Origin of the sequence: Pseudomonas sp. NY15181 (genome assembly GCF_048068055.1) — a bacterium.
Classification (GTDB): domain Bacteria; phylum Pseudomonadota; class Gammaproteobacteria; order Pseudomonadales; family Pseudomonadaceae; genus Pseudomonas.
Window position 1 is genome coordinate 494,096 of the sequence record NZ_JBLUPT010000001.1, and the last position, 26,067, is coordinate 520,162.

The 26,067-nt window shown below is 65.2% G+C and carries 23 protein-coding genes; 5 read left to right on the top strand and 18 right to left on the bottom strand.

What is annotated here, in order from left to right:
* Nucleotides 1–153 precede the first annotated feature (153 nt).
* The 5 genes from ACNFBT_RS02305 to plsB all read right to left on the bottom strand — a co-directional run bounded on the left by ACNFBT_RS02305 (nucleotide 154) and on the right by plsB (nucleotide 6,594).
* Complete coding sequence (locus ACNFBT_RS02305) at nucleotides 154–831, bottom strand: DUF4197 domain-containing protein (protein WP_416746097.1); 678 nt, start codon at nucleotides 829–831, stop codon at nucleotides 154–156.
* A 163-nt stretch (nucleotides 832–994) separates the two neighbouring features.
* Nucleotides 995–2,014: an NAD-dependent epimerase/dehydratase family protein gene (locus ACNFBT_RS02310; RefSeq protein WP_416746099.1), complete on the bottom strand. Its 1,020-nt coding sequence runs from the start codon at nucleotides 2,012–2,014 to the stop codon at nucleotides 995–997.
* Between the two features lie 76 nt (nucleotides 2,015–2,090).
* On the bottom strand, nucleotides 2,091–3,251 hold the full coding sequence (locus ACNFBT_RS02315) for a glycosyltransferase (protein ID WP_416746101.1): 1,161 nt from the start codon (nucleotides 3,249–3,251) through the stop codon (nucleotides 2,091–2,093).
* Nucleotides 3,252–3,541: 290 nt separating this feature from the next.
* Nucleotides 3,542–3,988, bottom strand: a complete 447-nt coding sequence (locus ACNFBT_RS02320; RefSeq protein WP_416746103.1) for a low molecular weight protein-tyrosine-phosphatase — start codon at nucleotides 3,986–3,988, stop codon at nucleotides 3,542–3,544.
* 98 nt (nucleotides 3,989–4,086) lie between these two features.
* A complete protein-coding gene (gene plsB / locus ACNFBT_RS02325; RefSeq protein ID WP_416746105.1) occupies nucleotides 4,087–6,594 on the bottom strand; it encodes a glycerol-3-phosphate 1-O-acyltransferase PlsB in 2,508 nt (835 codons plus the stop codon).
* A gap of 168 nt (nucleotides 6,595–6,762) precedes the next feature.
* Here plsB and ACNFBT_RS02330 point away from each other — a divergent pair, with 168 nt between their 5' ends.
* Nucleotides 6,763–7,212, top strand: coding sequence for a hypothetical protein (locus ACNFBT_RS02330; RefSeq protein ID WP_416746107.1), 450 nt, complete (start codon nucleotides 6,763–6,765; stop codon nucleotides 7,210–7,212).
* Nucleotides 7,213–7,676: 464 nt separating this feature from the next.
* Nucleotides 7,677–7,886: a cold-shock protein gene (locus ACNFBT_RS02335; RefSeq protein WP_015476243.1), complete on the top strand. Its 210-nt coding sequence runs from the start codon at nucleotides 7,677–7,679 to the stop codon at nucleotides 7,884–7,886.
* Nucleotides 7,887–7,953: 67 nt separating this feature from the next.
* Here ACNFBT_RS02335 and ACNFBT_RS02340 read toward each other — a convergent pair whose 3' ends face one another.
* The 5 genes from ACNFBT_RS02340 to ACNFBT_RS02360 form a co-directional block, all read right to left on the bottom strand.
* Nucleotides 7,954–8,325, bottom strand: a complete 372-nt coding sequence (locus ACNFBT_RS02340) for a hypothetical protein (protein WP_416746109.1) — start codon at nucleotides 8,323–8,325, stop codon at nucleotides 7,954–7,956.
* 41 nt (nucleotides 8,326–8,366) lie between these two features.
* The gene (locus ACNFBT_RS02345) at nucleotides 8,367–9,176 is read right to left on the bottom strand and encodes a putative RNA methyltransferase (RefSeq protein WP_416747175.1); all 810 of its coding nucleotides are present in this window, start codon (nucleotides 9,174–9,176) and stop codon (nucleotides 8,367–8,369) included.
* Nucleotides 9,176–9,355: a hypothetical protein gene (locus tag ACNFBT_RS02350; RefSeq protein WP_416746111.1), complete on the bottom strand. Its 180-nt coding sequence runs from the start codon at nucleotides 9,353–9,355 to the stop codon at nucleotides 9,176–9,178. The genes ACNFBT_RS02345 and ACNFBT_RS02350 overlap by 1 nt, the downstream gene beginning before the upstream one ends.
* Nucleotides 9,352–10,539, bottom strand: coding sequence for a succinyl-diaminopimelate desuccinylase (gene dapE, locus ACNFBT_RS02355; protein WP_416746113.1), 1,188 nt, complete (start codon nucleotides 10,537–10,539; stop codon nucleotides 9,352–9,354). Before dapE ends, ACNFBT_RS02350 begins: the two co-directional genes overlap by 4 nt.
* Nucleotides 10,540–10,615: 76 nt before the next feature.
* On the bottom strand, nucleotides 10,616–13,213 hold the full coding sequence (locus tag ACNFBT_RS02360; protein ID WP_416746115.1) for a glycosyltransferase: 2,598 nt from the start codon (nucleotides 13,211–13,213) through the stop codon (nucleotides 10,616–10,618).
* Between the two features lie 259 nt (nucleotides 13,214–13,472).
* Here ACNFBT_RS02360 and tcdA point away from each other — a divergent pair, with 259 nt between their 5' ends.
* On the top strand, nucleotides 13,473–14,279 hold the full coding sequence (tcdA, locus tag ACNFBT_RS02365) for a tRNA cyclic N6-threonylcarbamoyladenosine(37) synthase TcdA (protein ID WP_416746117.1): 807 nt from the start codon (nucleotides 13,473–13,475) through the stop codon (nucleotides 14,277–14,279).
* Between the two features lie 154 nt (nucleotides 14,280–14,433).
* On the opposite strand, the gene ACNFBT_RS02370 is transcribed toward tcdA, so the two are convergent.
* The 5 genes from ACNFBT_RS02370 to ACNFBT_RS02390 form a co-directional block, all read right to left on the bottom strand.
* Nucleotides 14,434–14,841, bottom strand: coding sequence for a SufE family protein (locus ACNFBT_RS02370; protein WP_416746119.1), 408 nt, complete (start codon nucleotides 14,839–14,841; stop codon nucleotides 14,434–14,436).
* Nucleotides 14,838–16,043: an aminotransferase class V-fold PLP-dependent enzyme gene (locus ACNFBT_RS02375; protein ID WP_416746121.1), complete on the bottom strand. Its 1,206-nt coding sequence runs from the start codon at nucleotides 16,041–16,043 to the stop codon at nucleotides 14,838–14,840. The genes ACNFBT_RS02370 and ACNFBT_RS02375 overlap by 4 nt, the downstream gene beginning before the upstream one ends.
* A 94-nt stretch (nucleotides 16,044–16,137) precedes the next feature.
* A complete protein-coding gene (gene dapD, locus ACNFBT_RS02380) occupies nucleotides 16,138–17,172 on the bottom strand; it encodes a 2,3,4,5-tetrahydropyridine-2,6-dicarboxylate N-succinyltransferase (RefSeq protein WP_416746123.1) in 1,035 nt (344 codons plus the stop codon).
* 44 nt (nucleotides 17,173–17,216) lie between these two features.
* Nucleotides 17,217–17,843 (bottom strand): LysE family translocator, encoded by a 627-nt coding sequence (locus ACNFBT_RS02385; protein WP_416746125.1) that lies wholly within the window; start codon nucleotides 17,841–17,843, stop codon nucleotides 17,217–17,219.
* 11 nt (nucleotides 17,844–17,854) lie between these two features.
* The gene (locus tag ACNFBT_RS02390; protein ID WP_416746127.1) at nucleotides 17,855–18,226 is read right to left on the bottom strand and encodes an ArsC family reductase; all 372 of its coding nucleotides are present in this window, start codon (nucleotides 18,224–18,226) and stop codon (nucleotides 17,855–17,857) included.
* Nucleotides 18,227–18,377: 151 nt separating this feature from the next.
* On the opposite strand from ACNFBT_RS02390, the gene ACNFBT_RS02395 reads away from it, so the two are divergent.
* Nucleotides 18,378–20,039: a Na+/H+ antiporter gene (locus ACNFBT_RS02395; protein ID WP_416746129.1), complete on the top strand. Its 1,662-nt coding sequence runs from the start codon at nucleotides 18,378–18,380 to the stop codon at nucleotides 20,037–20,039.
* A 117-nt stretch (nucleotides 20,040–20,156) separates the two neighbouring features.
* Here the strand turns inward: ACNFBT_RS02395 and dapC are convergent, their stop codons facing one another.
* From dapC to map, 3 genes are all read right to left on the bottom strand, one after another.
* On the bottom strand, nucleotides 20,157–21,353 hold the full coding sequence (gene dapC / locus ACNFBT_RS02400; protein WP_416746131.1) for a succinyldiaminopimelate transaminase: 1,197 nt from the start codon (nucleotides 21,351–21,353) through the stop codon (nucleotides 20,157–20,159).
* An 18-nt stretch (nucleotides 21,354–21,371) separates the two neighbouring features.
* Nucleotides 21,372–24,071, bottom strand: coding sequence for a [protein-PII] uridylyltransferase (locus ACNFBT_RS02405; protein WP_416746133.1), 2,700 nt, complete (start codon nucleotides 24,069–24,071; stop codon nucleotides 21,372–21,374).
* Between the two features lie 143 nt (nucleotides 24,072–24,214).
* Nucleotides 24,215–25,015: a type I methionyl aminopeptidase gene (gene map / locus ACNFBT_RS02410; RefSeq protein WP_416747176.1), complete on the bottom strand. Its 801-nt coding sequence runs from the start codon at nucleotides 25,013–25,015 to the stop codon at nucleotides 24,215–24,217.
* A 283-nt stretch (nucleotides 25,016–25,298) separates the two neighbouring features.
* On the opposite strand from map, the gene rpsB reads away from it, so the two are divergent.
* The gene (gene rpsB / locus ACNFBT_RS02415) at nucleotides 25,299–26,039 is read left to right on the top strand and encodes a 30S ribosomal protein S2 (protein WP_207885444.1); all 741 of its coding nucleotides are present in this window, start codon (nucleotides 25,299–25,301) and stop codon (nucleotides 26,037–26,039) included.
* Nucleotides 26,040–26,067: the final 28 nt, after the last annotated feature.

Sequence of the window (26,067 nt, forward strand, 5' to 3'; positions counted from 1 at the left end):
GGATCGGGCGCCATGCCGAGGTGATTCCCTGGTGGCAACCAGCCCGCCGCGATGGATTTTGCGGACAAGGTCCGCTCCTACAAGTCGTGATTCGTGCCATACAAAAAAGCCCGGCAGATGCCGGGCTTTTTCTTTTGTCCTTCGCCGACGAACTCAGAGTACGCCGAACACCTTCTTCGCCATCCCGGTGGCCGCGGCGGTCGGGTTCTGGCGAATGGTCTGCTCCTGCTCGGCGATGATCTTGAACAGGCCGTCCAGCGCTTCCTCGGTCACGTAGTTCTCGATGTTCGCGCTTTTCGCGTCGACCACGCCGAAGGCGGCGGCCTGGCTGGCGAAGGCGTTGTACTGCTTGGCCACGCCGACCTGGTCGGTGGCCTGCTTGATGATCGGGAGGAACTTGGCGCGCAGCTGATCGCGGCTGCTGCGGTTCAGGTAATCAGTGGCGGAGTGCTCACCGCCCTGGAGAATGCCCTTGGCGTCGGTCACGGTCATCTTCTTCACCGCGTCCACCAGCAGTGCCTGGGCCTGCGGCATGGCGGCCTCAGCAGCCTTGTTCATGCTCGCTTCCAACTGGTCGACCTGGGCGCCCATTCCGAACTGCTTCATGGTCTTGGCGGCCTTGCCGAGCTTGCCGGGCAATTCGATCCGCAGCTGCGGGTCATTGCTGAAACCGCCGGGTTGGCTGAGTTGGCGCACGGCGACCTGGGCGCCCTGGGTCAGGGCATCCTTCAGGCCGGCGGAGGCATCGCTCTGGCTGAGATCGGAGAGGGACAGGGCGAAGGCGTTGACCGAGAGCAGGGCGCCGGCCAGCAGGGCGGGAATTCGCAACATCGAGACTTCCTTGAGCGGAGCTCGACGGCTGGAGTGGCCGTCGAGGTGGAGAATGAGGCGGGGAGAGTAACGGACTGGGGCCGCCGGAGAAAACCCGGCGGTGTGGTGAATCAGCGCATGGGGTCGACGCATCGGAACATGCTGGGTGAGGTGGGTTCCCTCGTCAGCGCCATTCTTCGGGTGCGGCGGTTTTCCAGTCGCTGAAGGCCGACTTCAAGTCGAACTGATAGGGATAGCCTAGTTCGACGAGGCGGGCGGGATGGATGTTGTTGGAGCGCACCAGCTTGCGGATGCGAACTGGGCTGAAGGGGTGGCGGATGCCCAGCGGGCGGGCGACCAGATCGATGCAATGGGCTGCGCTGAGCAGAACGGCGAATGGGATCTCCGGTACGCGCCGTTTCACCCCGGCCACCTGGCAGACGGTATCGACATAGTCCTGGATCGACGGACCGGGATTCATCGACATGTTGAACAGCGAGAAATGTTCACCCTGGGCCTTCTGCCGTTCGAGCATCCACCACATGGCATTGCACAGCTCCTTCACGTAGGTGCCGGCTTTTCGCGTATCGCGGTTACCCATGTAGAAGAAGTAATGACGCAGCACCGCCTTGATCAGGCGCGAGACATTGCCGCCCTCGCCGGGGCCGAACACCACGCCGGGCCGGACAATCACCAGATGCCGCCTGTTCTGGTCTGCCGCGAGCCAGGCCTGGTGCATCTTCTCCGCCACCAGTTTCGATCCGCCATAGGCTGTCATCGGCACCGGCAGCGAGCGCTCATCCTTTTGTTCTTCGCTCGGCCCATAGGGGGAGATCGAACTGGTGAAGATGATTTCGTTGCAACCCACGCGCTCGGCCCAGGCGCAAACGTGCTGGGCGCCCTGGAGGTTGGTTTCGTAATACTCGAAATCGTCGTGCCCGGGTTCGCGATGCACGGCGGCGAAATTTGCAATGAGCGAAATCGACTCCGCAGGTGTCCAGTCCACAGGCTGGCGAACATCACCGGGAATCTCGACGATTCCGGCAGACTCCCGCACCAGCTTGGTCCGATAGGGGAAGGGCTTGTCGGAAACCTGCTCCTTGTCGAACAGATAGACCTTTTCAAAGGCACCCGTCGAAAGCAGGTGCCTGGCAAAGAAGACGCCTATGAAGCCGGAGCCTCCGAAGATGACGGCGCAGCGCATAGTGGGCCTGCCATGGGTGAGTAGTGAGGTGGGCGATCAGTTGATGGAATGGCGGTCAGTCCGTCCGTGTTCGTCTTCAAGAGTGCTGCCTGACTTCGTGCGGCGAACCGGGTTCGTGTCTTTCCGTCGAGGGGGCATGGCTGATGGTCAGTGCTTGATTCACGAATGCCTTGATGCGCTGCTGGAAGACGGGCTTTGCGAAACGCTGCGCATGCAGGTGCATTTCCGCCGGCGAGAAGTCGAATTCGCCGCGCTCGAGCTGACCCACGGCCTCGATCAACGCCTCGACACTTTGCTCGTGAAACAGAATGCCGGTCTTGCCGTGAATGACGGTGTCCAGGGCGCCGCCCTTGCCGTAGGCCACCACGGGAGCGCCTGCCGCCATGGCTTCGACCGGGACGATGCCGAAATCCTCAAGCCCCGGGAAAATCAAACCGCGGCAACGCTGCAAGAGATCCTGGATGACAGAAAAAGGTTGGCGCCCCATCAACTTGACGTTCGGTGCGGCGATCTTCTGCAGCGACTCGAACAACTCACCTTCGCCGACCACGACGAGGGGCAGCCCCAGTCTGTTGAAGGCTTCAACGGCCATGTCGGCGCGCTTGTAAGCGACCAACTGCCCCAGGCATAGATAGAAATCACTTCGCTCCAGTCGCGGATTGAAGTCCGAGACGTTGACGGGGGGATAGATGATCTCTGATTCGCGTCGGTAGAACTTGCGGATACGCGCTGCAACGAAGGTCGAGTTGGCGATGAAGTAGTCGACCCGATCCGCCGAGAGCCTGTCCCACATCCGCAGCCAATGGGCGATGACCGGGAAAAGTGTTCGAACAAGACGTCCCGCGCCGGACAGGTACTCATGGTACATGTCCCACACATAGCGCATGGGGGAGTGGCAATAGCAGATGTGAACGGCGTCCGGGCGGGTAATGACGCCCTTGGCGGGGCCCGATTCGCTACTGATGATCAGGTCATACTGGGTGAGATCGAGCTGTTCGAGCGCAAGTGGCATGAAGGGCAAGTATTTCTGATAGTGCCTCCGCGCTTTTGGAAGTCTTGAAATGAATGTCGTGTATATCTTTCCCTGGAAGTTCCCCGGCAGCGCCTGGCGCACCACCTGCTCATCGCAGACGTGAATGAAGATGTCTGCCTCAGGATAGAGTTCCGCGATAGCAGAGCAGACAGCCTCGCCGCCACGATTGCTCAGCCACCAATAGTGGATTATTGCGACTTTCATCAGGCGGGCCTCTTGATCGAAGAGGTTGAGCGGGTAACAGGCGTGCCACACGACTGGCTCCCGCGAAGCTTGGCAGCCCATGCGTGGCCGCATCTGGCACGGAGATGAGGAGACCGTTGCCGAAAGACATCTGTGATGTGAGGACGCTTCATATTCTGACGCAGGCTCCGAGTCAGTTAAGCGACTACCTGGAGAGACCAAACTGCGGAATATGGTCGGGCAGAACCTCAGCGTAGCCTTTTTGCTACGCGGTCGTGGAAGATCCGACGCTACGCTTGTCGGCCGTGTAACTAGCGGCGCGTCAGTAGCCGGTCTGCCCAGCTCGCCACGGCACGCTCGATCAAGCCGTAGCTGTGCTCGAAGGCCTCCGGCCCCTGGCGGTAGGGGTCGGGGATCTCCTGCTCGCTTTGCCACTTGCCGAGCAGGAAGATCTTGCCGCGTGCCTCGGGCAGGCGCTGGATCAGGCTCTGAATCTGGCCCTGCTCCATGGTCAGGATCAGATCGGCCTCGAGGGCCAGCTCGGCAGTGAGTTGGCGTGCGCAGTGCGATTGCGGGCGATGGCCGTGGTTCTGGAGGGTCGCCAGGGCTGTGCTGTCGATGGGGCAGCCGACCAGCGCGCCAAGCCCGGCGGAGCCGACGGCAATGTCGCTGCCCTGCAGGGCCTCGCGCAGCAGATGCTCGGCGGTGGGGCTACGGCAGATGTTGCCGACGCAGACGATCAGAATACTGTTGAACACGAGAGCGTTCCTGACCGGGGCCGATGGATTGACAGTCAAAAATCTATCGGCCGCGATCCGCAGGCGTCAAGCGGCCGGTATCAGCCGGCCGCTGCCGGTCAGTTCCCCGGCATGCCCGCAGGCTGTTCGGCCGGCGTTGTTGGGTTCGGCTGCTCCAGCGCCACCTGGCGGATGGAAAGCCGGATTTCCGCCGGCAATACCCGCTTGGCTGCGCCCTCGGCCAGCTCGCCGAGCAGCTCGTGGAAGCTCAGCTTGCCGTGCTCGTCCTTGCGCAGCACGTCTTCGTCCAGCAGCGTCTGGATGAAATGGCGGAACAGGCTCTTGTCGAAGAACTCCGGGGCATTCAGGCCATGCAGGATCGACAGGCGCTGGGCCATGACGGTGCAGAGGTTTTCCAGTTCCTCGGCGGTGAGCTGCTTCTGCCCGGCGTTGAGCACCAGCGAGATGGCCATGTAGAAGCGCTGCAGGGTCTGGGCGATGGCGCGCGCCAGCAGGGTCAGCAGCACGTACTGGCGCGAGCTGGGCGCCGGACGAATGAAGGTGTCGTTCTCCTGCTTGAGCAGTTCGGCGGCCACCAGGGCCTGCAGCCACTGGTCGACCACGGCGTCCAGCTCGTCCAGGTTCCAGCGGATGAACAGCTCGGCCTGCAGGTAGGGGTAGAGGGCACGGGTGTAGCGCAGCAGCTGCTCGCGGCTGATCCGTCCGCTGTTCTGGAAGAAGCAGGCGATCAGCGCCGGCAGGGCGAAGATGTGCAGCACGTTGTTGCGGTAGTAGGTCATCAGTACCGCGTTCTGCTCGTCGAGGTAGCAGATGCGGCCCAGGGCGTCCTTCTGCTCGCTGAGCAGGTTCATGCTCTTTACGTACTCGATCTGCTGCTGGCCGTCGCCCTCGGGCAGCGTGGCGCTGGGGGAGTAAGGCACCTTGCGCAGCAGGCCGAGGTAGAGGTCGATCACCCGCGCCAGGGCGGTTTCGTCCAGCGCCAGGCGGGTCGTGGAGAGCAGCGCCAGGGCCACCAGGTTCACCGGGTTGATCGCGGCGGCGTCATTGAGGTGCCGGGCGACGTCACGGGCCAGGTGGTTGGTGGCGCCCGACAGCCAGGCCGGGCGGAATTCCGGGCCGAGTTCCTGCTGGCGCCAGTCCGGCTGCTGCTGGTCGAGGAACTGCTCAAGGTGGATCGGTTCGCCGAAGTTCACCCAGACCTGGCCGAAGCGCTGCTTCAGCGCGCCGATGACCTTGAAGATGTCGAAGATCGACTCCTTCTTCTTCGCCGCGCCGCGCAGCTCGCCCAGGTAGGTACGGCCTTCGAGCACGCGCTCGTAGCCGATGTACACGGGGACGAAGACGATCGGCCGGCGCGAGTCGCGCAGGAAGCTGCGCAGGGTGATCGCCAGCATGCCGGTGCGCGGATGCAGCATGCGCCCGGTGCGCGAGCGGCCGCCTTCGACGAAGTACTCGGTGGAGAAGCCGCGGCTGAACAGGGTATGCAGGTATTCGTTGAACACCGCGGTGTACAGCTGGTTGCCCTTGAAGCTGCGGCGCATGAAGAAGGCGCCGCCACGGCGCAGGATCGAGCCGACGATGGGCATGTTGAGGTTGATGCCGGCGGCGATGTGCGGCGGGGTCAGGCCGTTGCGGAACAGCAGGTAGGACAGCAGCAGGTAGTCGATATGGCTGCGGTGGCAGGGCACGTAGACGATCTCATGGCCCTGGGCGACGTCCTGCACGCGCTCGATGTGGTTGACCTTCACGCCCTCGTAGAGCTTGTTCCAGAACCAGGTCAGGGTCACTTCGAGGAAACGGATCACCGGGTAGGAGACGTCAGCGGCGATCTCGTTGGCGTAGCGCAGCGCGGTGGCCTCGGCCTTCTCCTGGGAGATCTTCTGGGCCTCGCATTCTTCCTGGATCGCCTGGCGCACCAGCGGCGCGCGCAGCAGGCCCTTGACCAGGGTGCGGCGATGGGAGAGGTCCGGGCCGATCACCGCGGTCTTCTGGTTGCGGAAGTGCACCCGCAGGATGCGCTGGACCATGCGCAGGGTGCGCGCGTGGCCCTTGTCCTGTTCGACCAGCTCGCGCAGGTGGATGGGCGCGGAGAACTGCACGCGGGTCTTGCGGCCGAGAATCAGGATGCGCGCCAGCTTGCGCAGGCGGCCGGTCACCGCCCAGTTGTCGGCGAACAGCAGCTTCCAGGCGCTCTTTTCGCTATCCGGCGATTGTCCCCAGAACACGCTGACGGGGACGATCTGCACGTCATCGATGCCGTTCTGGCCGATTGCGTTGAGCGCGCGCACCAGCGCTGGCGGCGCACCGCGCTTGTCCTGGCGGCCGAGCCAGTCGGGTTCCGGGGTCAGGTAGAAGAAGGCCGCGGGCTCGATGGACTCGCCCACGGCGACCGGCATCACCGGGCGCGGCAGGCCGGCCTTGCGGCACTCGGTGTCGACCACCGCCAGGTCGCTGACCGAGGGCTGCTGCAGGACGTAGAGGACCGGTTTGCTGCGGTCGATCTTCAGGCTGAAGGACGACTGGTTGATGGTTTCCGAGCGCACACAGAGGTAAAGCAGGCGGCGCAAGGCACCAAAACCGAAGCGGCGGAACGGGTAACGAGGCATACAGGCCCTATGGCTGGCAGAAATAAAACGAGCGATTGCTCAGGGGCGCTAGTTTGCCGGATCGGGGGGCGGGCGGCAAAGCCGCGGACGCCTGCCTGGCGGCAGCGAGCGCTGTATCGGCAGGGACTATCCTGCTTAATCAGGGTTCCATTCGATGGAGGTGGAGCGATGCGTAAAGTTACTTTTGGATGCCTGTTGGCGCTGGTCTGCGTGACGCCGGCGGGAGCACAGTCGGTGGTGCCACTCAACGGCCAGAGCAGCCAGCAGATGCAACAGGACATGGACTACTGCAACGGTGTTGCAGCCAATGCCGCGAGCGGTTCCAGCTCCCCGAACGTCGGCGGGCGGGTGCGTGGCGCTGCGAGAGGCGCGGCGGCCGGGGCGGTCGGCGCCGAAGTACGGGGTCAGCAGCACGATGAGATCTACGACCGGGCCAGCGACGACGCCAAGCAGCAGTACCGGCAGAACCGCGCCGGCGAAGTGGCCGCTGCCGGGGCTGTGGTAGGGGCCTCGCGCCAGCGCCAGGATCGTCGCCAGGACCGTCGTAACCAGCAGGCTACGCAGAGTTCGGCCTACAGCAGTTGCCTGCAAGGGCGGGGCTACCAGGTCAGCCAGTGAGATATCGCGCTCGCGGGCAGGTCAGCTGGATGAGGGTTTCGCCGAAGCCGGGATTCTGGCAAGGCGTGTGGCTGATTTGCAGGGATGCAAATCCTGATCGGAAAAGAGGTTCCGGGTGTTGCGAAAACGCCCGGAACCATCGTGCAAAGTTGTGTGGGAGTCCAAGTTCGAAACACTTTCGTTACGCAGGGTAACGAGCACCAAAATGGCCCTGCAAGCCCCGTAAAATGGCACTTTGGCCTGATTGGTCACAGGGTCGCGGACTTGATGAAAAAGTGCTTTTCAGCTGTAACTTTTGATTTATATACTCGGGATCGCGGTCGCCTTCGGGCGTTATTCGAATTACCTTCCAACGTGCCTCTGGCCCGGGTCGGATGATGAGGAAAACGTTCAGTCGGACGAACCGTTGAAGTCCTCATTTCGGGGGCCACCCAAAAATAATAGGCAAGTTGGAGAGTGTGGTAATGGCTGATCGTGAGGTCGGAACCGTCAAGTGGTTCAATGACGCCAAAGGTTATGGATTCATTCAACGCGATAGCGGTCCGGACGTTTTCGTTCACTACCGTGCCATTCGTGGCGATGGTCACCGCTCCCTGGTCGAAGGCCAGAAAGTGGAGTTCTCGGTGATCCAGGGTCAGAAAGGCCTCCAGGCGGAAGACGTCGCCAAGGTCTGAGCCCCCGAAAACAAAGGCCCGTCCAATGGACGGGCCTTTGTTTTTCAAGCCTTGCGAAGGGCGGGTTTCAGCCCGTGCGCCAGGTAATCTCTTCGACGCCCGCGGCGGTCACCTTCAGCCAGCGGTCCGCGTCCTCCTCGCCCTGATCCTCGCTCCAGCTGCCCGGTGCGCAGCGCACTTCCACTTCCAGTGCTGCACAGGCGTCGCGGGCGCAGGCGACATCGTCGTCCCACGGCGTGGCGTCGCTGTCCAGGAACAGGCTGTTCCACTTGCCCACGGCCTTGGGCAGCCAGGTCACCGGAATGCTGCCGGCGCTGCACTTGAAGGTCTCGCCCTGGGCGCGCCATTCGGAGCAGGGGCCAAGTGCCTTTTCCAGCCAGGCGCCGACGGCGGCCTGGTCGGCGTCCTTGATGTAGATCTCGATGTCCGGTTGGCGCATGGCGTCCTCGTAAGCCTGTTCAGGGCCGGTATCGAACCGGTTCAGGGTTCTTGGCGTTCAAGCCAATCGTAGCGTACCGCGACCGTCACCTCGAAGGGCTCGGCGAGGATGCGCTCGCGTCGCTCGGGGTTGACCCTCCAGCCATGGGGCGTCATCGCCAGCAGGTGCTCGCGGGCTTCGCGGGTTTCCAGCGGCAGCTTGAAACTCAGTTGTTCGGTGTGCGCCAGCTGGAGCTCCTCGGGCAAGTCGGCGAGGTGCTTGTCCTCGACGTACTCGCGCACTTCGTCATACAGGCGCTGGCGCAGCTCCAGCAGGTGGTCGCGGGCCGGGCCCAGGCGCAGCACGCCGCCGCCGGGGGTGAGCAAGCGCGCGGCTTCCTTCCAGTCGATCGGGCTGAATACGCTGGCCAGCAGTTGGCAGGAGGCATCGGCCAGCGGCACGCGGGCCATGCTGGCGACCATCCAGGTCAGCTGCGGGGCGCGTTTGCAGGCACGCTTGACCGCCTCGCGGGAGATATCCAGCGCGTAGCCGTCGGCCTGGGGCAGCGCCTCGCCCAGTTGCGCGGTGTAATAGCCCTCGCCGCAACCGATATCCAGCCAGCGGCCGGGGCTGCGCTCGGCGGCCAACTCGGCCAGGCGCTTGGCCAGCGGCGCATAGTGCCCGGCGCCGAGGAAGTAGCGGCGCGCCTCGACCATGGCGGCGTTGTCGCCCGGGTCGAGGCTCTTCTTGTGCTGCACCGGCAGCAGGTTCAGGTAGCCCTGGCGTGCGCGGTCGAAGCGGTGCCCGGCGGAGCAGGCGACGCCGTTGTCGACGTCAGCGAGTGCCTCGCGGCAGAGCGGACAGATCAGCATCATTTCTTTCCTGGCCCCAGCGGCTGCGGCAGGTCGTTGCGCAGCACGGTCGGCAGCGAGCGGCGGCGCTGGGCGATCTGGTAGACGCGCAGGGCGTAGCGGCGCTCGGCGGCCGGGGCCGGCGGCGGGGTGTCGGGGCGGGTGGCGCCGAGGCAGAAGTTCTTGTTGGTTCCACTCATGCCAGCAGTCGCACCAGGGTCTGATAGTAGATTTCGGTCAGTACATCGAGGTCGCTGGCCAGTACGCGCTCGTCCACCTGGTGGATGGTGGCGTTCACCGGGCCGAGTTCGACCACCTGGGTGCCCATGGTGGCGATGAAGCGCCCGTCGGAGGTGCCGCCGGAGGTCGACGGGGTAGTCTCGCGGCCGGTGACGGCGAGGATCGCGGCGGCCACACCGTCGAGCAGTTCACCCGGCTGGGTGAGGAACGGCAGGCCGGATAGCGCCCAGTCGATGTGCCACTCCAGGCCGTGCTTGTCGAGGATGGCGGCAACGCGCTGCTGCAGGCCTTCCACGGTGGATTCGGTGGAGAAGCGGAAGTTGAAGATCACCTTCAGCTCGCCCGGAATCACGTTGGTGGCGCCGGTGCCGCCATTGATGTTGGAAATCTGGAAGCTGGTCGGCGGGAAGTAGTCGTTGCCGTTGTCCCAGTGCTCGGCGGCGAGTTCCGCCAGGGCCGGGGCGGCGAGGTGGATCGGGTTCTTCGCCAGGTGCGGGTAGGCCACGTGGCCCTGCTTGCCGCGCACGGTGAGGGTGGCGCCGAGGGAGCCACGGCGACCGTTCTTGACGATGTCGCCCACCAGGGTGGTGCTGGACGGTTCGCCGACGATGCACCAGTCCAGGCGCTCGTTGCGCGCCTTCAGGCGCTCGACCACGGCCTTGGTGCCGTGATGGGCCGGGCCTTCCTCGTCGCTGGTGATCAGGTAGGCGATGCTGCCGCGATGGTCCGGATGATCGGCGACGAAACGCTCGGTGGCGATGATCATCGATGCCAGGCTGCCTTTCATGTCCGCCGCGCCACGACCGCAGAGCATGCCATCGGCGTCGATCAGCGCGTTGAAGGGCTGGTGCTGCCAGGCCTGCTCGGGGCCGGTGGGGACCACGTCGGTGTGGCCGGCGAAGCACAGCACCGGGCCATTGGCGCCGTCGCGGCCCTGGCGCAGGGCCCAGAAGTTATCCACCTCCTCGATGCGCATGGGCTCCAGGGCGAAGCCGCAGGCGTCCAGGCGCTGCATCATCAGCTGCTGGCAGTCGGCATCGACCGGCGTGACGGAGGGGCGGCGAATCAGCTCGCAGGCGAGGGCCAGTGTCGGCGAGAGGGACATTGAGGGCTTCCTGGGGGTGGAACGGAAAAAGGCGCTCATCTTAAAGCAAAAACGCCGGCGAATGGCCGGCGTTCTTGGGAGCAGACAAGTGGCGTGGTTCAACGTGTAGGAGGACTCAGTTGGCCGGCGCGGTGTCGGCGGCCGGCGCCTCCTGCGGGCCCGGCGCCGAAGACAGCAGTGCCATCACCAGGGCGGCGAGGTACGGCAGGGACTGCACCAGCAGCATGGCCACCCAGAACATCATGTCGCGGCTAGGCACGCCCTGCACCAGCACGATGCCCAGCGCGGCGCCCCACAGCAGCAGCATGATGAACACTTCCTCCCGCGCCTCGGCGAGTGCAACGAGGATGCCGTGGTTGGAGGCCATCTTCGGCGTGCGGAAGAACGGGATGGTCTTGGTGAACGCCCCGTAGAGCACCGCCTTGGCGATGGTGTGCGACAGCGCCAGGCCCGCCACCGCCGCCTGGAACGAGCGCAGCAGGTTCACGCCCACCGCGCGGCGGTAGAGGAACATGATCTTGCCGAACTTGAAGAAGAACAGCGCCAGTGGCGGGATGGCGAAGATCAGCAGCGGCGGGTCGACCCGCTTGGGCACGATGATCATGGCCGAGGACCAGAGCAGCGCGCCGACGGTGAAGAAGATGTTCATGCCGTCGGCGATCCACGGCAGCCAGCCGGCGATGAAGTGGTAGCGCTGGCCCAGGGTGAGCTTGCTGTCCTTGCCCTGGAACAGGGCGCGGGCGTGGCCCTTCATGATCTGGATGGCGCCATAGGCCCAACGGAAGCGCTGTTTCTTGTAGTCGATGAAGGTGTCGGGCATCAGGCCCTTGCCGAAGCTCTGGTGCGAGTAGGCGGCCGAATAGCCCTTCTCGAATACCCGCAGGCCCAGCTCGGCGTCCTCGCAGATGGTCCAGTCGGCCCACTTCAGTTCGTCCATCACGGTGCGGCGGATCATGGTCATGGTGCCGTGCTGGATGATCGCGTCGCGGTCGTTGCGGGTGACCATGCCGATGTGGAAGAAGCCCTTGTACTCGGCGTAGCAGAGCTTCTTGAAGACATTCTCCTCGCCGTCGTAGTAGTCCTGCGGGGACTGCACCACGGCGATCTTGGGATCACTGAAGTGCGGCACCATCTGCTTGAGCCAGTTCGGCTCGACGCAGTAGTCGGCGTCGATCACCGCGACGACTTCGGCGTCCGGCGCGGTGTGCGGCAGGATGTAGTTCAGCGCGCCACCCTTGAAGCCGGCCAGCGGCGCGACGTGGAAGAAGCGGAAGCGCGGGCCGAGCACCTCGCAGTAGTCACGCACGGGCTCCCAGACGGCCGGGTCCTTGGTGTTGTTGTCGATGATCAGGACTTCGAAGTCCGGGTAATCGAGCCGGGAGAGGGCATCCAGGGTCTTCTTCAGCATCTCCGGCGGTTCGTTGTAGCAGGGCACGTGCACCGAAACCTTGGGGCGGTAGCTGGAGTCGGTCAGCACCGGGTCGAACGGCCGGCGGCGCTTGCGCACCCAGACGGTCTCGGCCAGTTCATGGGCCTCGGTGAGCAATACGATGAACACGCCCAGCGCGCCGATGCCGAGCAGGCCGCCGACGGTCATGCTGAACCAGGTGCTGTACTGCTGGCTGTAGTCGTAGGCGATCCACACCAGCACCGAGCCACCGGCGAAGGCGACCACGGTAAGGAAGGTTCGGCCGCGCTGGCGCAGGGCGCTGCCGTCGATCATCAGCAGGGTCAGGGCGAGCAGCGCCATCACCACCGAGGCCACCGCCAGGGCGCGCCACTGCGGGATGTTCACCACCGGCCCGGTGAAGTTGAACTTGGGCTGGCGCTGGGCGTTGTAGACGCCCCAGTAGGCGCCCACCGAACCTTCGTCGCCAACCTTCCACGGCTGGTCGAAAGCTTCGACGACGAAGTAGTTGTAGCCCTTTTTGTTCAGCGCGTTGGTCAGCGTGCGCAGGTAGATGGCCTGATCCGCCTGGGTGGCGTCGGCACCGCCGCGCATGCGGCCATTGCTCGGCCAGCCGACTTCGGCCAGCAGCAGCGGCTTGCGCGGGAACTTGGCGCGCAGCTCCTTGGCGCGTTCGAGGACGAACGGCACTGCGGTGTCCATCGGGGTGGATTCCCAATAGGGCAGTACGTGGGCGGCGATCAGGTCGACATGCTTGGCCAGCGCCGGGAACTTCTCATAGATGTGCCACTGCTCGGCGGTGGTGACCGGCACCTTCACCGACTTGCGCACGCGGTCCAGGTAGCCGGTCAGCTGCTCGACCGTCACCTCGCGGCGGAACAGCGCTTCGTTGCCGACGATGACCCGCACTACGCTGCGCGAGTTGTTGGCGATTTCGATGCCGCGCTCGATCTCGGCCTCGTTCTCGGCTTCGTCCGGACCGATCCAGATCCCCAGGCTGACGCGCATGCCGAACTCCTCGGCCAAGCGCGGAATGTCGGCCAGCGAGCCCTTCACCGAGTAGGTGCGGATGTTGTCGGTTTGCTTCGACACCAGTTCGAGGTCCGAACGGATCTCGTCGTCGCTGGGGAACTGGTTCTTCTGCGGATTCTGGTTCAGGCGGAAGGGCGAGAAGGAGAATCCGGAAATGCTTTCCGGCCAGTCGGGAACGCTGACGGGACGGTTGTACAGGGCCCAGAAGCCGGTGAAGAGCGCCGCGAGGGCGACGAAGATCACCAGGTTGAGGCCGAACTTGCGTGCAGGCATGGTGCGATCGGGTTCCAAAGGGTGGAACGGGGAGGGGCCGGAATGGCGTCCGGTCGGGGCGCATCCTACCCCGCACTCCGGGGACTGTACAGATTGCCGGCGAGCCGCCGCAGGGGGCGTCGGACACAGGCCTCCGACAGTTTAGAATGGGCTGTAGGCGCGTGAGTGAGACTGCGGAAAATCAGGTTTGTTGCAGGCGTGCCGACGGCGCCGCCGGATGGTTATAGAATGCCGGCCGTTTCGATGCGAGGTGTGGTGAATGGAACTGGATGAACAGCGTTTCGGCGGTATCGCACGGCTGTACGGCCGCGAGGGCCTGGAGCGGCTGGCGGCCAGCCATGTGGCGGTGGTCGGGATCGGCGGCGTCGGCTCCTGGGCGGCCGAGGCACTGGCGCGCAGCGGGGTGGGCGAGATTTCCCTGTTCGATCTGGACGACGTCTGCGTCACCAACACCAATCGCCAGGTCCATGCGCTGCAGGGCGCCGTGGGCAAGCCCAAGGTCGAGGTGATGGCCGAACGCCTGAAGTCGATCAACCCGGGCATCGTTGTCCACGCCGTGGCGGATTTCGTCACCCGCGAGACCATGGCCGACTACATCACCGCCGAGATGGACTGCGTGATCGACTGCATCGACAGCGTCGCCGCCAAGGCCGCGCTGATTGCCTGGTGCAAGCGCCGCAAGCTGCAGATCATCACCACCGGCGGCGCCGGCGGGCAGGTCGATCCGACGCAGATCCAGGTCGCCGACCTGAACAAGACCTTCAACGACCCGCTGGCCGCCAAGGTCCGCTCCATGCTGCGCCGCGACTACAACTTCTCGCGCACGCCGGGCCGCCACTACAGCGTGCCCTGCGTGTTCTCCACCGAGCAGCTGCGCTATCCCAAGCCGGACGGCACGGTGTGCCAGTCCAAGAGCTTCGTCGGCGAAGGGGTGAAACTGGACTGCGCCGGTGGCTTCGGCGCGGTGATGATGGTCACCGCGACCTTCGGCATGGTCGCGGCGGCGCGGGCGGTGGACAAGATCGTTGCCGGGGCGCGGCGGCCTTCGGAGCGCAGCGCCACGTAGGGCGTACAACCGTTCGCGGTTGTACGCCGTTACGCCGGGATTGTTGGCGGGCAGCTCGGCCGAGGTCGAAGTGCTCTGCGGCGGGTTTCCAGCTTGAAGTCGGAGTGGTCGGGGGCCAAGGTCAAGCGGCGTATAACGTCGACCGTTATACGTCCTAAGGCTCGATCAGTTCCTGCATCCGCTTCAGCACTGCATTCAATCCATTGCTGCGCGACGGCGACAGTTGCCGCCCCAGTCCCAGTTGGTTGAACCAGTCCGGCAGGTCGATGGCGGCCAATTCGGAGCCGGGCAGGCCATCCACTCGCGCCAACAGCAAGGCCAGCAATCCGCGCAGCAGGCGCGCATCGCTGTAGGCGCGGAAGTGCCAGTGGCCGCCGTGCGGATCGGCCACCAGCCAGACGTTGCTCTCGCAGCCGTGCACACGGTGCTCGTCGCTGCGCTCGGTATCGCCCAGCGGCTCCAGGCGTTCGCCCCACTGCATCAGCAGGCGGGCGCGCTGGTCCCAGCCCTGCAGTGCGGTAAAGGCCTGCAGCGCTTCGCCGGCAGCGGCGGGCAGGCTCATCGCAGCAGCTCCAGGGCTCCGTCGAGGGCGTGGAAGAAGCGCTCCAGGTCGGCGCCGTCGTTGTACAGGCCGAGGGAGACTCGGAGGGCGCCGGCGACATCGAGGGTCTTCATCAGCGGCATGGCGCAGTGGTGTCCGGCGCGCACGGCGATGCCCTGTTCGGTGAGCAGGTGGCCGAGGTCGGCGACATGCACGCCTTCGACCACGAAGCTGGCCAGCGCCACGTCCGGTTCGCCCAGCACGCGCACGCCGTCACGGGCGCGCAGCCCGGCGAGCAGGCGGGCGTGGAGGAAGTCCTCGTGGGCGCTGATTTCGGCGCTGTCGCGCTGGGCCAGCCATTCCAGTGTCGCGCCCAGGGCGATCACCGGGCCGATGGCGGGAGTACCCGCTTCGAAGCCCATGGGCGCGCTGTGGAATTGCGCATCGAAGTAGTCCGCCACGCGCACCATCTCGCCGCCGAACTGCCAGTGGGCCAGGCGGTCCAGCGCTTGCGGACGGCCCCAGAGCAGGCCGAGGCCTTCCGGGCCGTAGAGCTTGTGGCTGGAGCAGACGTAGAAGTCGCAGCCCAGCGCCGACAAATTGTGCCGGCCGTGGACCACGCCTTGCGCGCCGTCGACCACCGTCAGCGCGCCGTGCTGTCTGGCCATCTGCAGCAGCTCCGGCAGCGGTTGCCAGGTGCCGAGCACGTTGGACAACTGACTGACGGCGAGGAGCCGCGTGCGCGGACCGATCAGGCCGGCGGCACGCTCCAGGTCGATGCGCCCGCTGCGATCCAGTGGCAGGACCACCAGCTTCAGCTCGCGTCTGAGCGCCAGTTGCTGCCAGGGCAGCAGGTTGGCGTGGTGCTCCAGGGCGCTGACGACGATCTCGTCGCCGGCCTGGAACTGGCTTTCCAGCCCATAGGCCAGCAGGTTCAGCGCTTCGGTGGCGCCGCCGGTGAAGACGATCTGCGCCGGGCTGCCACCGTTCAGCCAGTTGGCCGCCAGGGTGCGGGTGGCCTCGAAGGCGCGGGTGGCGCGTTCGCCGGGCAGGTGCTGGGCGCGATGCACGTTGGCGGCGCCGCTGGCGTAGTAGCCGGCCAGGGCATCGATCATGGCCTGGGGCTTCTGTGCGGTGGCGGCGCTGTCGAGGTAGGTCTGGCCTTCGGCCTCGAAGGCGGCGAGGGCCGGGAAGTCAGAGCGCCAGGGCGAGGGAATGGACATGGACGTATGGCCGGTTGCGGAAAATGGAAAACGGGGGCCGCAGCCCCCGTTTTTCAAGCTTAGTGCGAACCCAGCGAGAGCGGGGCGCGCAAGCTTAGTTGTGCGCGTGCAGCGCTTCGTTCAGTTCGATCGCGGTCTTGTTGGTCTTGCACTCGACGGCGCCGGTCTGGGAGTTGCGGCGGAACAGCAGGTCCGGCTGGCCAGCCAGGTCGCGGCCCTTGACCACTTTCACCAGGTTGTTCTGGTCGTCCAGCACGGCGATCTTGGTGCCGGCGGTGACGTACAGGCCGGCTTCGACGATGTTGCGGTCGCCCAGCGGGATGCCGATGCCGGCGTTGGCGCCGATCAGGCAGCCTTCGCCGACGCTGATGACGATGTTGCCGCCGCCGGACAGGGTGCCCATGGTGGAGCAGCCGCCGCCCAGGTCCGAGCCCTTGCCGACGAAGACGCCCGCGGAGACGCGGCCTTCGATCATGCCCGGGCCTTCGGTGCCGCCGTTGAAGTTGACGAAGCCTTCGTGCATCACAGTGGTGCCTTCACCGATGTAGGCGCCCAGGCGTACGCGGGCGGTGTCGGCGATGCGCACGCCGGCCGGGACCACGTAGTCGGTCATCTTCGGGAATTTGTCGACGGAGAACACGTCCAGCAGCTTGCCCTTCAGGCGCGCTTCGAGCTGCAGCTCGGCCAGTTCGGCCAGGTCGATGGCGCCCTGGTTGGTCCAGGCCACGTTCGGCAGCAGCGGGAAGATGCCGGTCAGGTTCAGGCCGTGCGGCTTGACCAGACGGTGGGACAGCAGGTGCAGCTTGAGGTACGCCTCCGGGGTGGAGCTGGGGGCGGCGTCTTCGGCCAGCAGGGTGGCGACCAGCGGCTTCTGGCTTTCGGCCAGGCGGTTGAGCAGGGCGGCCTGGGCTGCGTCGACGCTCTTGACGGCATCGGCCAACTGGTAGGCCTGGTGGGCGGTGAAGGCGATCGCCTGGTTGCCGTTTTGGTACGACAGCAGCGGGGCAACGGCGGCGACCAGTTCGGCACTCGGATTCAGCAGCGGCTGCGCGTAGAAGACTTCCAGCCAGTTGCCCTGGCGGTTCTGGGTGCCGACACCGAAGGCCAGGCTGAACAGGGATTTCGACATGTGGGTGCTTCCTTAAAAAAGAGAATCTCGAAGAAAGTATTCGGTCAGGCCGGACGGCGGCTGAGCAGCAGGCCCAGCCCGGCGCTGCCCAGCAGCGCGGCACAACCACGGTTGAACAGGCGCCGGGCGCGAGCGCCGGCGAGCAGCTTGCCGAGGTGGACCCCGGCGAGCCCGTAGAGGGCGATGGCCAGCCATTCCAGCAACAGGAAGGCTGTGCCGAGTTGGGCGAACTGCGCGCCCACGGCCTGGTTCGGATCGACGAACTGCGGCAGGAAGGCGGTGAAGATCAGGATCGCCTTGGGATTTCCGGCGGCGACCCAGAATTCCTGGCGTGTCAGGCGCCAGAGGCTGCTGGCGGGCGCCGGGGCGCCGTCGATGCCGAGGTCGGCGGTCGGTGCGCGCCAGAGCTGGATAGCCAGCCACAGCAGGTAGGTGGCGCCTACTACCTTGATCACCAGGAACAGCCAGGCCGAAGCCTGCAGCACCAGGGCCAGGCCGGAGGCGGCCAGGGCCAGCATGCCGGCGAACGCCAGCAGGCGGCCGCTGCCCGCCAGGGTCGCGCGCAACAGGCCGAAACGGGCTGCGTTGTTCAGCGACAGCAGGTTGTTCGGCCCCGGCGCCAGGTTCAGGGCGAAGCAGGCGGGGAGGAACAGGGCCCAGGCGATGCTCATGGCGGGACGGCTCAGGCCAGCGCGGTGGCGTAGTTGTCGGGTTTGAAGCCGACCAGGGTGCGGCCGCCCAGGTCGAGCACCGGGCGCTTGATCATCGACGGCTGGGCGAGCATCAGTTCGATGGCCCGGGCCTGGTCGAGATCGGCCTTCTGCGCGTCGTCGAGCTTGCGGAAGGTGGTGCCGGCGCGGTTCAGGACGGTTTCCCAGCCGTGTTCGGCGCACCATTGCTCCAGGTGCGCGCGGTCTATTCCGCTGGCCTTGTAGTCGTGGAATGCGTAGTCGACGCCATGCTCGTCCAGCCAGGTGCGGGCTTTCTTCATGGTGTCGCAGGCCTTGATTCCATACAGCGTCCGCTGGCTCACGGGGCGCGTCTCCTTTTTCATGCTTTTCTTCAGGCGCGGGATTATGCCACTTCCCGATGCCTTGCGGGATGCCGGTGGGAAACCGGCGGATTGCAACAGTCTGTTGCCGATCCGGTGGCTGATCCGCCACTGTGCCGATGGTTCAATGGAGCACTGTGCCGGGAGTTCGTCGATGCAAACCGTATACACCGTGCTGATCCTACTGCTGACCGTGGGCGGTACGCGGCTCGCCGCGCAGCTGATCCCGCTGCCGCTGCCGCTGATCCAGATCGCCGCCGGCGCTGCGCTGGCCTGGCCGAGCCTGGGATTGCACGTGGCGCTGGACCCCGAGCTCTTTATGTTCCTGTTCATCCCGCCGCTGCTGTTCGTCGACGGCTGGCGCATGCCCAAGGGCGAGTTCTGGAAGATGCGCGGGCCGATCCTGGCCCTGGCGTTCGCCCTGGTGCTGATTACGGTGGTGGTCGGCGGCGCCTTCATCCATCTGCTGATCCCGGAGATTCCCTGGGCCGCGGCCTTCGCCCTGGCGGCGGTACTGTCGCCCACCGACGCGCTGGCGGTTTCGGCCATCGCCCAGAATCGCCTGCCCAGACGCCTGATGCACGTGCTCCAGGGCGAGGCGCTGATGAACGATGCCTCGGGCCTGGTGGCCTTCAAGTTCGCCATCGCCGCGGCGATGACCGGTACCTTCTCGCTGGTGGACGCCAGCCTGTCCTTCCTGCTGGTGGCGGTGGGCGGCCTGGCCTGCGGGGTGCTGCTGAGCTGGCTGCTGGGGCGTATCCGCGGCTGGATGATCCGCCGTGGCTGGGACGACCCGGCGACCCATGTCGTGCTGATGCTGCTGTTGCCGTTCGCTTCCTACATGGTTGCCGAAGAGGCGGGCGTCTCCGGCATCCTCGCCGCAGTGGCGGCGGGCATGATGCAGAGCTGGGCCGATCTGCTGCCACGGCAGACCAATACCCGGCTGCTCAACCGCAGCGTGTGGTCGATGCTGGAGTTCGCCTTCAACGGGGTCGTATTCCTCCTGCTCGGCCTGCAGTTGCCCGACATTCTCAAGTCGGTGGCGCACCACGCCGACGACATGCTCTGGCGCTCGTCGCTGCTGCTGTTCTACGTGCTGGCGGTCTTCGTTGCCTTGCTGGCGCTGCGCTTCGCCTGGGTCTGGTGCTACTGGAAGGTTTCGGTGCGCTTCGAGCGCTGGTGGGGCGTCGAGCTGGGCGGCCGGCCGGGTGAGCCGACCCTGCGCCTGTCGGCAATTTCCGCGCTGGGCGGGGTGCGCGGTGCGGTGACCCTGGCCGGCGTGCTCTCGGTGCCGTTGCTGCTGGGGGACGGTTCGCCGTTTCCGCAGCGTGACCTGATCATTTTCATTGCCGCAGGGGTGATCCTGATTTCGCTGCTGGCGGCGACCATCGGCCTGCCGATCCTGCTGCGCGGCTTGCCCGTGGCCAGCAATGACCGCCGTGAGCTGGAAGTGCAGCAGGTGTGGCGCAAGACCGCCGCGGCGGCGATCCATATGCTGGAAAACGAGGAATTGCCGCTCAAGGAAAGTCCCGACGCCGAGGAAACGGCGCGGCTGGCGGAGGTGAAGGCGAAGCTCATGGCTGAGTACCGGCAGGAGCTGGCCCCGGCTCCGGACAGCCTGGAAGCCCGAGCGCGCGCCCGTGCCCTTGAGCTGGCCGATCAGGCGCTACGCGTCAAGGCGCTGCGGGCCCAGCGTCTGGAGCTGTACCGGATGCGCCGGGAGCACGAGATCGACGATGAAACCCTGCGCGGGGTGCTGGGGGAGCTGGATAACCAGGAGGCCTGGGTAACCAGCAAGGCGGGGCGGTGGGTGTAGATCGGCTTTTCGTAGGAGCGAGCTTGCTCGCGAACCGCTTGGCTCTGGAGCTGCCGGATAGCTGTGTTCGCGAGCAATAATGATGGCGTCCCCCTCGCTCCTACAGGGTGTGCGACCTTAGAGGCTCTGCACGTAACGCTTGATGCGCTCCGCCGCCTCGACGCATTCCGCCAGCGGAGCCACCAGCGCCATGCGCACGCGGTTGGCGCCGGGGTTCTCGCCGTTCACGTCGCGGGACAGGTAGGAGCCTGGCACCACGGTGACGTGCTGCTGGTCGAACAGGCCGCGGCAGAACTCGGTGTCGGCGATCGGCGTCTTCGCCCACAGGTAGAAGCTGCCGTCCGGGCGCTGTACGTCGAGCACGCCGGCGAGGATGTCCAGTACGGCATCGAACTTCTCGCGGTACATGTCGCGGTTGGCGCGCACGTGGTCCTCATCCTTCCAGGCGGCGACGCTGGCGAGCTGGGTCTGCACCGGCATGGCGCAGCCGTGGTAGGTGCGGTACAGCAGGAATTTCTTCAGCACCTGCGCATCGCCGGCGACGAAGCCCGAGCGCAGGCCCGGCAGGTTGGAACGCTTGGACAAGCTGTGGAATACCACGCAGCGCGCGAAATCGCTGCGGCCCAGTTCGGCACAGGCGGTCAGCAGGCCGGCCGGCGGGTTCTGCTCGTCGAAGTACAGCTCGCTGTAGCACTCGTCGGCGGCGATCACGAAGTCGTGCTCGTCGGCCAGGGCGATCAGCTTCTTCAAGGTCTCCAGCGGCACCAGCGCGCCGGTGGGGTTGCCCGGGGAGCAGAGGAAGAGGATCTGGCAGCGCGCCCAGACCTCGGCCGGCACGGCGTCGAAGTCCGGGTTGAAGCCGTTGGCTTCCCGGCAGGGCAGGTAGTGCGGCTCGGCGCCGGCCAGGAGGGCCGCGCCTTCGTAGATCTGGTAGAACGGGTTCGGGCTGATCACCAGACCCTTGGCGTTGCGGTCGACCACGGCCTGGGTGAAGGCGAACAGGGCCTCTCGGGTGCCGTTCACCGGCAGCACATGGCGCGCGGCGTCCAGCCAGCCGGCTGGCACCTTGAAGCGGCGCTCGCACCAGGCGGCGATGGCTTCGCGCAGGGCGGGGATGCCGAGGGTGGTGGGGTAGACGGCCAGCTGGTCGAGGCTGTCGGCCAGGGCCTTGGCGACGAAGTCCGGCGAGCGGTGCTTGGGTTCGCCGATGGACAGCGCGATGGGCTTCAGGTCCGCCGGCGGCTGGGCGCCGGCCAGAAGGGCGCGGAGCTTCTCGAAGGGGTAGGGCTGGAGCTGGTCGAGGGCTGGGTTCATGGGTAAGGCTCTTTCTTTTTAGATACTGATGCGGGTTGGCATGGTGTATTGGCCGCTGTCCGAGAGGATGTCGACCAGTGCGGTCTGCACGCGCTTGCACAGCTCCGGGTCGGACAGCGGCTGGTTGTTCGCGTCGGTGATGAAGAACACGTCTTCCACGCGCTCGCCCAGGGTGGCGATCTTGGCGTTCTGCACCGACAGGTCGAAGTCGAGGAACAATCCGCCGATGCGCGCGAGCAGGCCGGGGCGGTCCGGCGCGGTGACTTCCAGCACGCTGACCTGGCGGGCCGCGTCGGTGGAAATGGTCACCTGCGGAGCGAAGGCGAAGTGCTTGAGCTGGCGCGGCACGCGGCGCTGGATGATGGTCGGGTATTCGTCCGGGTCTTTCAGGGCGTAGACCAGGCCTTCGCGAATTTCGGCAACACGGGCAGGATTGTTACCGATCGAGCCGCCATCGGCGTCGAGCACTATGTAGGTGTCGAGGGTGAACAGACTGGTGGAGGTGATGATCCGCGCGTCCTGAATGTTCAGGTTGAGCTGGTCCATCGCCGCCACGGTCACGGCGAAGAAGTCGTGCTGGTCGGCGGCATAGATGAAGATCTGGGTGCCGCCTTCGAATTCGCGCTGGGCGGTCTCCTTGATCAGCACCAGCGGGGTGCCGTCGTCCGGGTGCTGGAGGATGGCTTCGGTGTGCCAGGCCACGTCGGCGGCGGTGTGGCGCAGGAAGTAGTCGTCGCCCAGCTGGCTCCAGAGCTGCTCGGCGTCGTCCTGGTCGATGCCGCCACGCACCAGGATGTCGATGGCCGCGCTCTGCGTCTGGCGAATCTGCTCCTCGCGGTCTACCGGGTTCTCCAGGCCACGGCGCAGGGCGCGCTTGGTCTCGGTGTAGAGCTGGCGCAGCAGGCTGGCGCGCCAGGAGTTCCACAGCGTCGGGTTGGTGGCGTTGATGTCGGCCACGGTGAGCACGTAGAGGTAGTCCAGGTAGGTCTGGTTGCCCATCAGCTGGGCGAAGTCGTAGATCACCTGCGGGTCGGACAGGTCCTTGCGCTGCGCGGTGGTGGACATGATCAGGTGGTTCTGCACCAGCCAGGACACCAGGTTGGTGTCCCACGGCGGCAACTGGTGGCGCTGGCAGAAGTGTTCGGCGTCCAGCGCGCCCAGTTCCGAATGGTCGCCGCCACGGCCCTTGGCGATGTCGTGGTAAAGCCCGGCGATGTAGATCAGCTCCGGCTTGGGCAGGCGCTCCATGATCTTGCTGGCCAGCGGGTACTTCTCCGCCATGTCCGGGCGGCGCAGCTTGCGCAGGTGCTTGATCAGGTTGAGGGTGTGGGCGTCGACCGTATAGATGTGGAACAGGTCGTGCTGCATCTGCCCGACGATCAGGCCGAACTCCGGCAGGTAGCGGCCGAGGATGCCGTAGCGGTTCATCCGCCTCAGGTTGCGGTGGATGCCTTCCCGGCACTTGAACAGCTCGATGAACAGGCTGGTGTTGCGGATGTCGTGGCGGAAGTCGTCGTCGATCAGGTGCCGGCTGTCGCGCAGCAGGCGGATGGTGTCGGCGCGCACGCCCTTGATTTCCGGGTGCTGGGCCAGCAGTACGAAGATTTCCAGCAGGGCGAAGGGGGTGCGCTTGAAGACATTGGCGTGGGTGACCTCCAGGTAGCCATCGCGCAACTGGAAGCGGCTGTTGAGCGGCAGGATCTGGCCGTTCTCGCCGGCCCGCAGTATCACTTCCTCGAAGTGCTGCGTGATCAGGTCGTTCAGCTCGGAAACCGCCATCACCACGCGGTAGTACTTCTGCATGAAGCGCTCGACCGCGAGCTTGGCGTCGCTGTCTTCGTAGCCGAGCATCCCGGCGATGCGCCGCTGGTGGTCGAACAGCAGGCGGTCCTCGGCGCGCCCGGCGAGCATGTGCAAGGCGTAGCGCACCTTCCAGAGGAACTCCTGGCTGGAGGCCAGCACGCTGCATTCGCTTTCCACCAGGAAGCCTTCGCGCACCAGGGCGTGCAGGTTGAGGCTGCCGAAGTGGCGGCGGGCGACCCAGAGCAGGGTCTGGATGTCGCGCAGGCCGCCGGGCGAGCCCTTCACGTTGGGCTCGAGGTTGTATTCGGTGTCGTTGTACTTGGTGTGGCGGTGGATCTGTTCCTTGCGCTTGGCCAGGTAGAACTGCCCGCTGGGCCACATCTGCTTCGCACTGGTGGCTTCGAGCATGCGCTGGCGCAAACCGTCCGGGCCAGAGATGGTGCGGCATTCCATCAGGTTGGTGACCACGGTCAGGTCGGCGCGCGCTTCCTCGGCGCATTCGGCCACCGAGCGCACGCTCTGGCCGACTTCCAGGCCGATGTCCCAGAGCAGGGTGAGGAAGCCTTCGATGGGCTCGCGGAAGCTTTCCTGGTCCTCGCTGTCGAGCAGGATCAGCAGGTCGATGTCCGAGTGCGGGTGCAGTTCGCCGCGCCCGTAGCCGCCCACGGCGACCAGTGCGATATCGGCGTCGTCGCCCCAGTTGAAGCGGTTCCAGGCCTGCTGCAGGATCTGGTCGACGAACCAGGCACGGTCTTCGATCAGCCGGCGGATGTCGCGGCCGCCGTTGAAGCGGGCGTCGAGCACCTCGTTGGCCTGACGAATGGCCTTCTTGAACGCGGCGATAGGGCTGGATTTGAGGGCCAGTTCCGCCTGGAACTGCCCACGGTCGAACAACTCGGGATCCACCTGCGGCATGGCGGCCTTCCTGATCAATGGCTTAGGGGAGGGCAGGGGCAAGAGGGCAAACGGGCCTGGGCGCTTGGCGCCAGGCCCGATGGCTGTGCCGGGCCGGGATTTCTATGTTCTACCCAGCCATCGGCGAGATTGCAAACCGCGACTCAGGCAGCGGAAGTGCGCGGGAAGCTTTCGTCGTTGCGCAGGGTCAGGATCTCGTAGCCGTCGGCGGTGACCAGTACGGTGTGCTCCCACTGCGCGGACAGCTTGCGGTCCTTGGTGATGGCGGTCCAGCCGTCGCCCAGCAGGCGGGTTTCCGGACGGCCCTGGTTGATCATCGGCTCGATGGTGAAGATCATGCCTTCCTTCAGTTCCATGCCGGTGCCGGCGCGACCGTAGTGCAGCACCTGCGGCTCCTCGTGGAACACCTTGCCGATGCCATGGCCGCAGTACTCGCGCACCACGGAGAAGCCGTTCTTCTCGGCGTACTTCTGGATCACCTCGCCGATGTCGCCCAGGCGCGCGCCCGGCTTGACCATGGCGATACCCTTGTACATGCATTCCTGGGTGATCTGGCAAAGGCGATCAGCCCATTCCGGGGTCTTGCCGACCAGGAACATCTTGCTGGTGTCACCGTGGTAGCCGTCCTTGATCACGGTGATATCGAGGTTGACGATATCGCCTTCCTTCAGCGGCTTGTCGTTGGGGATGCCGTGGCACACCACATGGTTGATCGAGGTGCAGATCGACTTCGGGAAGCCCTTGTAGTTCAGCGGCGCCGGAATGGCCTTCTGCACGTTGACGATGTAGTCGTGGCAGATGCGATCCAGTTCGTCGGTGGTGATGCCGGGCTTGACGTGCTCGCCGATCATTTCCAGCACTTCGGCGGCCAGACGGCCGGCGACGCGCATTTTCTCGATGTCTTCGGGCGTCTTGATGGTAACTGTCATGCGACTTCTCTTCAGGCGCTGCGTAGGCGCGGGTGAATAAGAGGAATACGCAAGTCTACCAGACTTGGAACCCTTCTATATAAGGGCGAAACGGGTCGGCGGGGTGCTGCCGGATATCTGTTCGGGTTTCGCTGGGGTCGAGGTTGTGGTATAAAGCGCCCCGCTTCGAAGGCTACGGCCGTTTCGAGGCATTAACCCACACATGCATCGACACGATGGCCTGGGTGCCTTTCGACTGGTTCGGAGGGTTGGCCGTTGGGATGCATGGAGGCCTAACCCGACTTATCGAGGAACTATCATGTCCCAAGTCAACATGCGCGATATGCTGAAGGCCGGTGTGCACTTCGGCCACCAGACCCGTTACTGGAACCCGAAAATGGGCAAGTTCATTTTCGGCGCGCGCAACAAGATCCACATCATCAACCTCGAAAAAACCCTGCCGATGTTCAACGAGGCCCTGACCTTCGTTGAGCGCCTGGCCCAGGGCAAGAACAAGATCCTGTTCGTCGGCACCAAGCGTTCCGCCGGCAAGATCGTTCGCGAAGAAGCTGCCCGTTGCGGCATGCCGTACGTCGACCACCGTTGGCTGGGCGGCATGCTCACCAACTACAAGACCATCCGTCAGTCGATCAAGCGTCTGCGCGAGCTGGAAACCCAGGCTCAGGACGGCACCTTCGCCAAGCTGACCAAGAAAGAAGCTCTGATGCGCTCCCGTGATCTGGAAAAACTGGATCGCAGCCTGGGCGGCATCAAGGACATGGGCGGCCTGCCGGACGCTCTGTTCGTGATCGACGTCGACCACGAGCGCATTGCTATCACCGAAGCCAACAAGCTGGGCATCCCGGTCATCGGCATCGTCGATACCAACAGCAGCCCGGAAGGCGTTGACTATGTTATCCCGGGTAACGACGACGCCATCCGCGCCGTACAGCTGTACCTGGGTTCCATGGCCGAAGCCGTACTGCGTGGCAAGTCCGCCGGTGGCGTGACTGCTGACGAGTTCGTAGAAGAAGCGCCGGCCGACTCCGCCGAAGGCTGATTCCAGGACGTCCAGACGTCCTGCGGTG

Coding starts and splice junctions, on each gene's coding strand:
- ACNFBT_RS02335 (WP_015476243.1), top strand. CDS start 7,677: ATGGCTGATCGTGAGGTCGGAACCGTCAAGTGGTTCAATGACGCCAAA.
- ACNFBT_RS02315 (WP_416746101.1), bottom strand. CDS start 3,251: ATGAAAGTCGCAATAATCCACTATTGGTGGCTGAGCAATCGTGGCGGC.
- ACNFBT_RS02405 (WP_416746133.1), bottom strand. CDS start 24,071: ATGCCGCAGGTGGATCCCGAGTTGTTCGACCGTGGGCAGTTCCAGGCG.
- ACNFBT_RS02310 (WP_416746099.1), bottom strand. CDS start 2,014: ATGCGCTGCGCCGTCATCTTCGGAGGCTCCGGCTTCATAGGCGTCTTC.
- dapE (WP_416746113.1), bottom strand. CDS start 10,539: ATGAGCGCCTTTTTCCGTTCCACCCCCAGGAAGCCCTCAATGTCCCTC.
- ACNFBT_RS02385 (WP_416746125.1), bottom strand. CDS start 17,843: ATGAGCATCGCCTGGGCCCTGTTCCTCCCCGCCTGCTTCGCCCTGAAC.
- dapD (WP_416746123.1), bottom strand. CDS start 17,172: ATGTCGAAATCCCTGTTCAGCCTGGCCTTCGGTGTCGGCACCCAGAAC.
- ACNFBT_RS02360 (WP_416746115.1), bottom strand. CDS start 13,213: ATGCCTGCACGCAAGTTCGGCCTCAACCTGGTGATCTTCGTCGCCCTC.
- ACNFBT_RS02340 (WP_416746109.1), bottom strand. CDS start 8,325: ATGCGCCAACCGGACATCGAGATCTACATCAAGGACGCCGACCAGGCC.
- ACNFBT_RS02395 (WP_416746129.1), top strand. CDS start 18,378: ATGCAAACCGTATACACCGTGCTGATCCTACTGCTGACCGTGGGCGGT.
- ACNFBT_RS02370 (WP_416746119.1), bottom strand. CDS start 14,841: ATGAGCCTGCCCGCCGCTGCCGGCGAAGCGCTGCAGGCCTTTACCGCA.
- ACNFBT_RS02375 (WP_416746121.1), bottom strand. CDS start 16,043: ATGTCCATTCCCTCGCCCTGGCGCTCTGACTTCCCGGCCCTCGCCGCC.
- plsB (WP_416746105.1), bottom strand. CDS start 6,594: ATGCCTCGTTACCCGTTCCGCCGCTTCGGTTTTGGTGCCTTGCGCCGC.
- rpsB (WP_207885444.1), top strand. CDS start 25,299: ATGTCCCAAGTCAACATGCGCGATATGCTGAAGGCCGGTGTGCACTTC.
- ACNFBT_RS02390 (WP_416746127.1), bottom strand. CDS start 18,226: ATGAAAAAGGAGACGCGCCCCGTGAGCCAGCGGACGCTGTATGGAATC.
- ACNFBT_RS02305 (WP_416746097.1), bottom strand. CDS start 831: ATGTTGCGAATTCCCGCCCTGCTGGCCGGCGCCCTGCTCTCGGTCAAC.
- dapC (WP_416746131.1), bottom strand. CDS start 21,353: ATGAACCCAGCCCTCGACCAGCTCCAGCCCTACCCCTTCGAGAAGCTC.
- tcdA (WP_416746117.1), top strand. CDS start 13,473: ATGGAACTGGATGAACAGCGTTTCGGCGGTATCGCACGGCTGTACGGC.
- ACNFBT_RS02345 (WP_416747175.1), bottom strand. CDS start 9,176: ATGCTGATCTGTCCGCTCTGCCGCGAGGCACTCGCTGACGTCGACAAC.
- ACNFBT_RS02330 (WP_416746107.1), top strand. CDS start 6,763: ATGCGTAAAGTTACTTTTGGATGCCTGTTGGCGCTGGTCTGCGTGACG.
- ACNFBT_RS02350 (WP_416746111.1), bottom strand. CDS start 9,355: ATGAGTGGAACCAACAAGAACTTCTGCCTCGGCGCCACCCGCCCCGAC.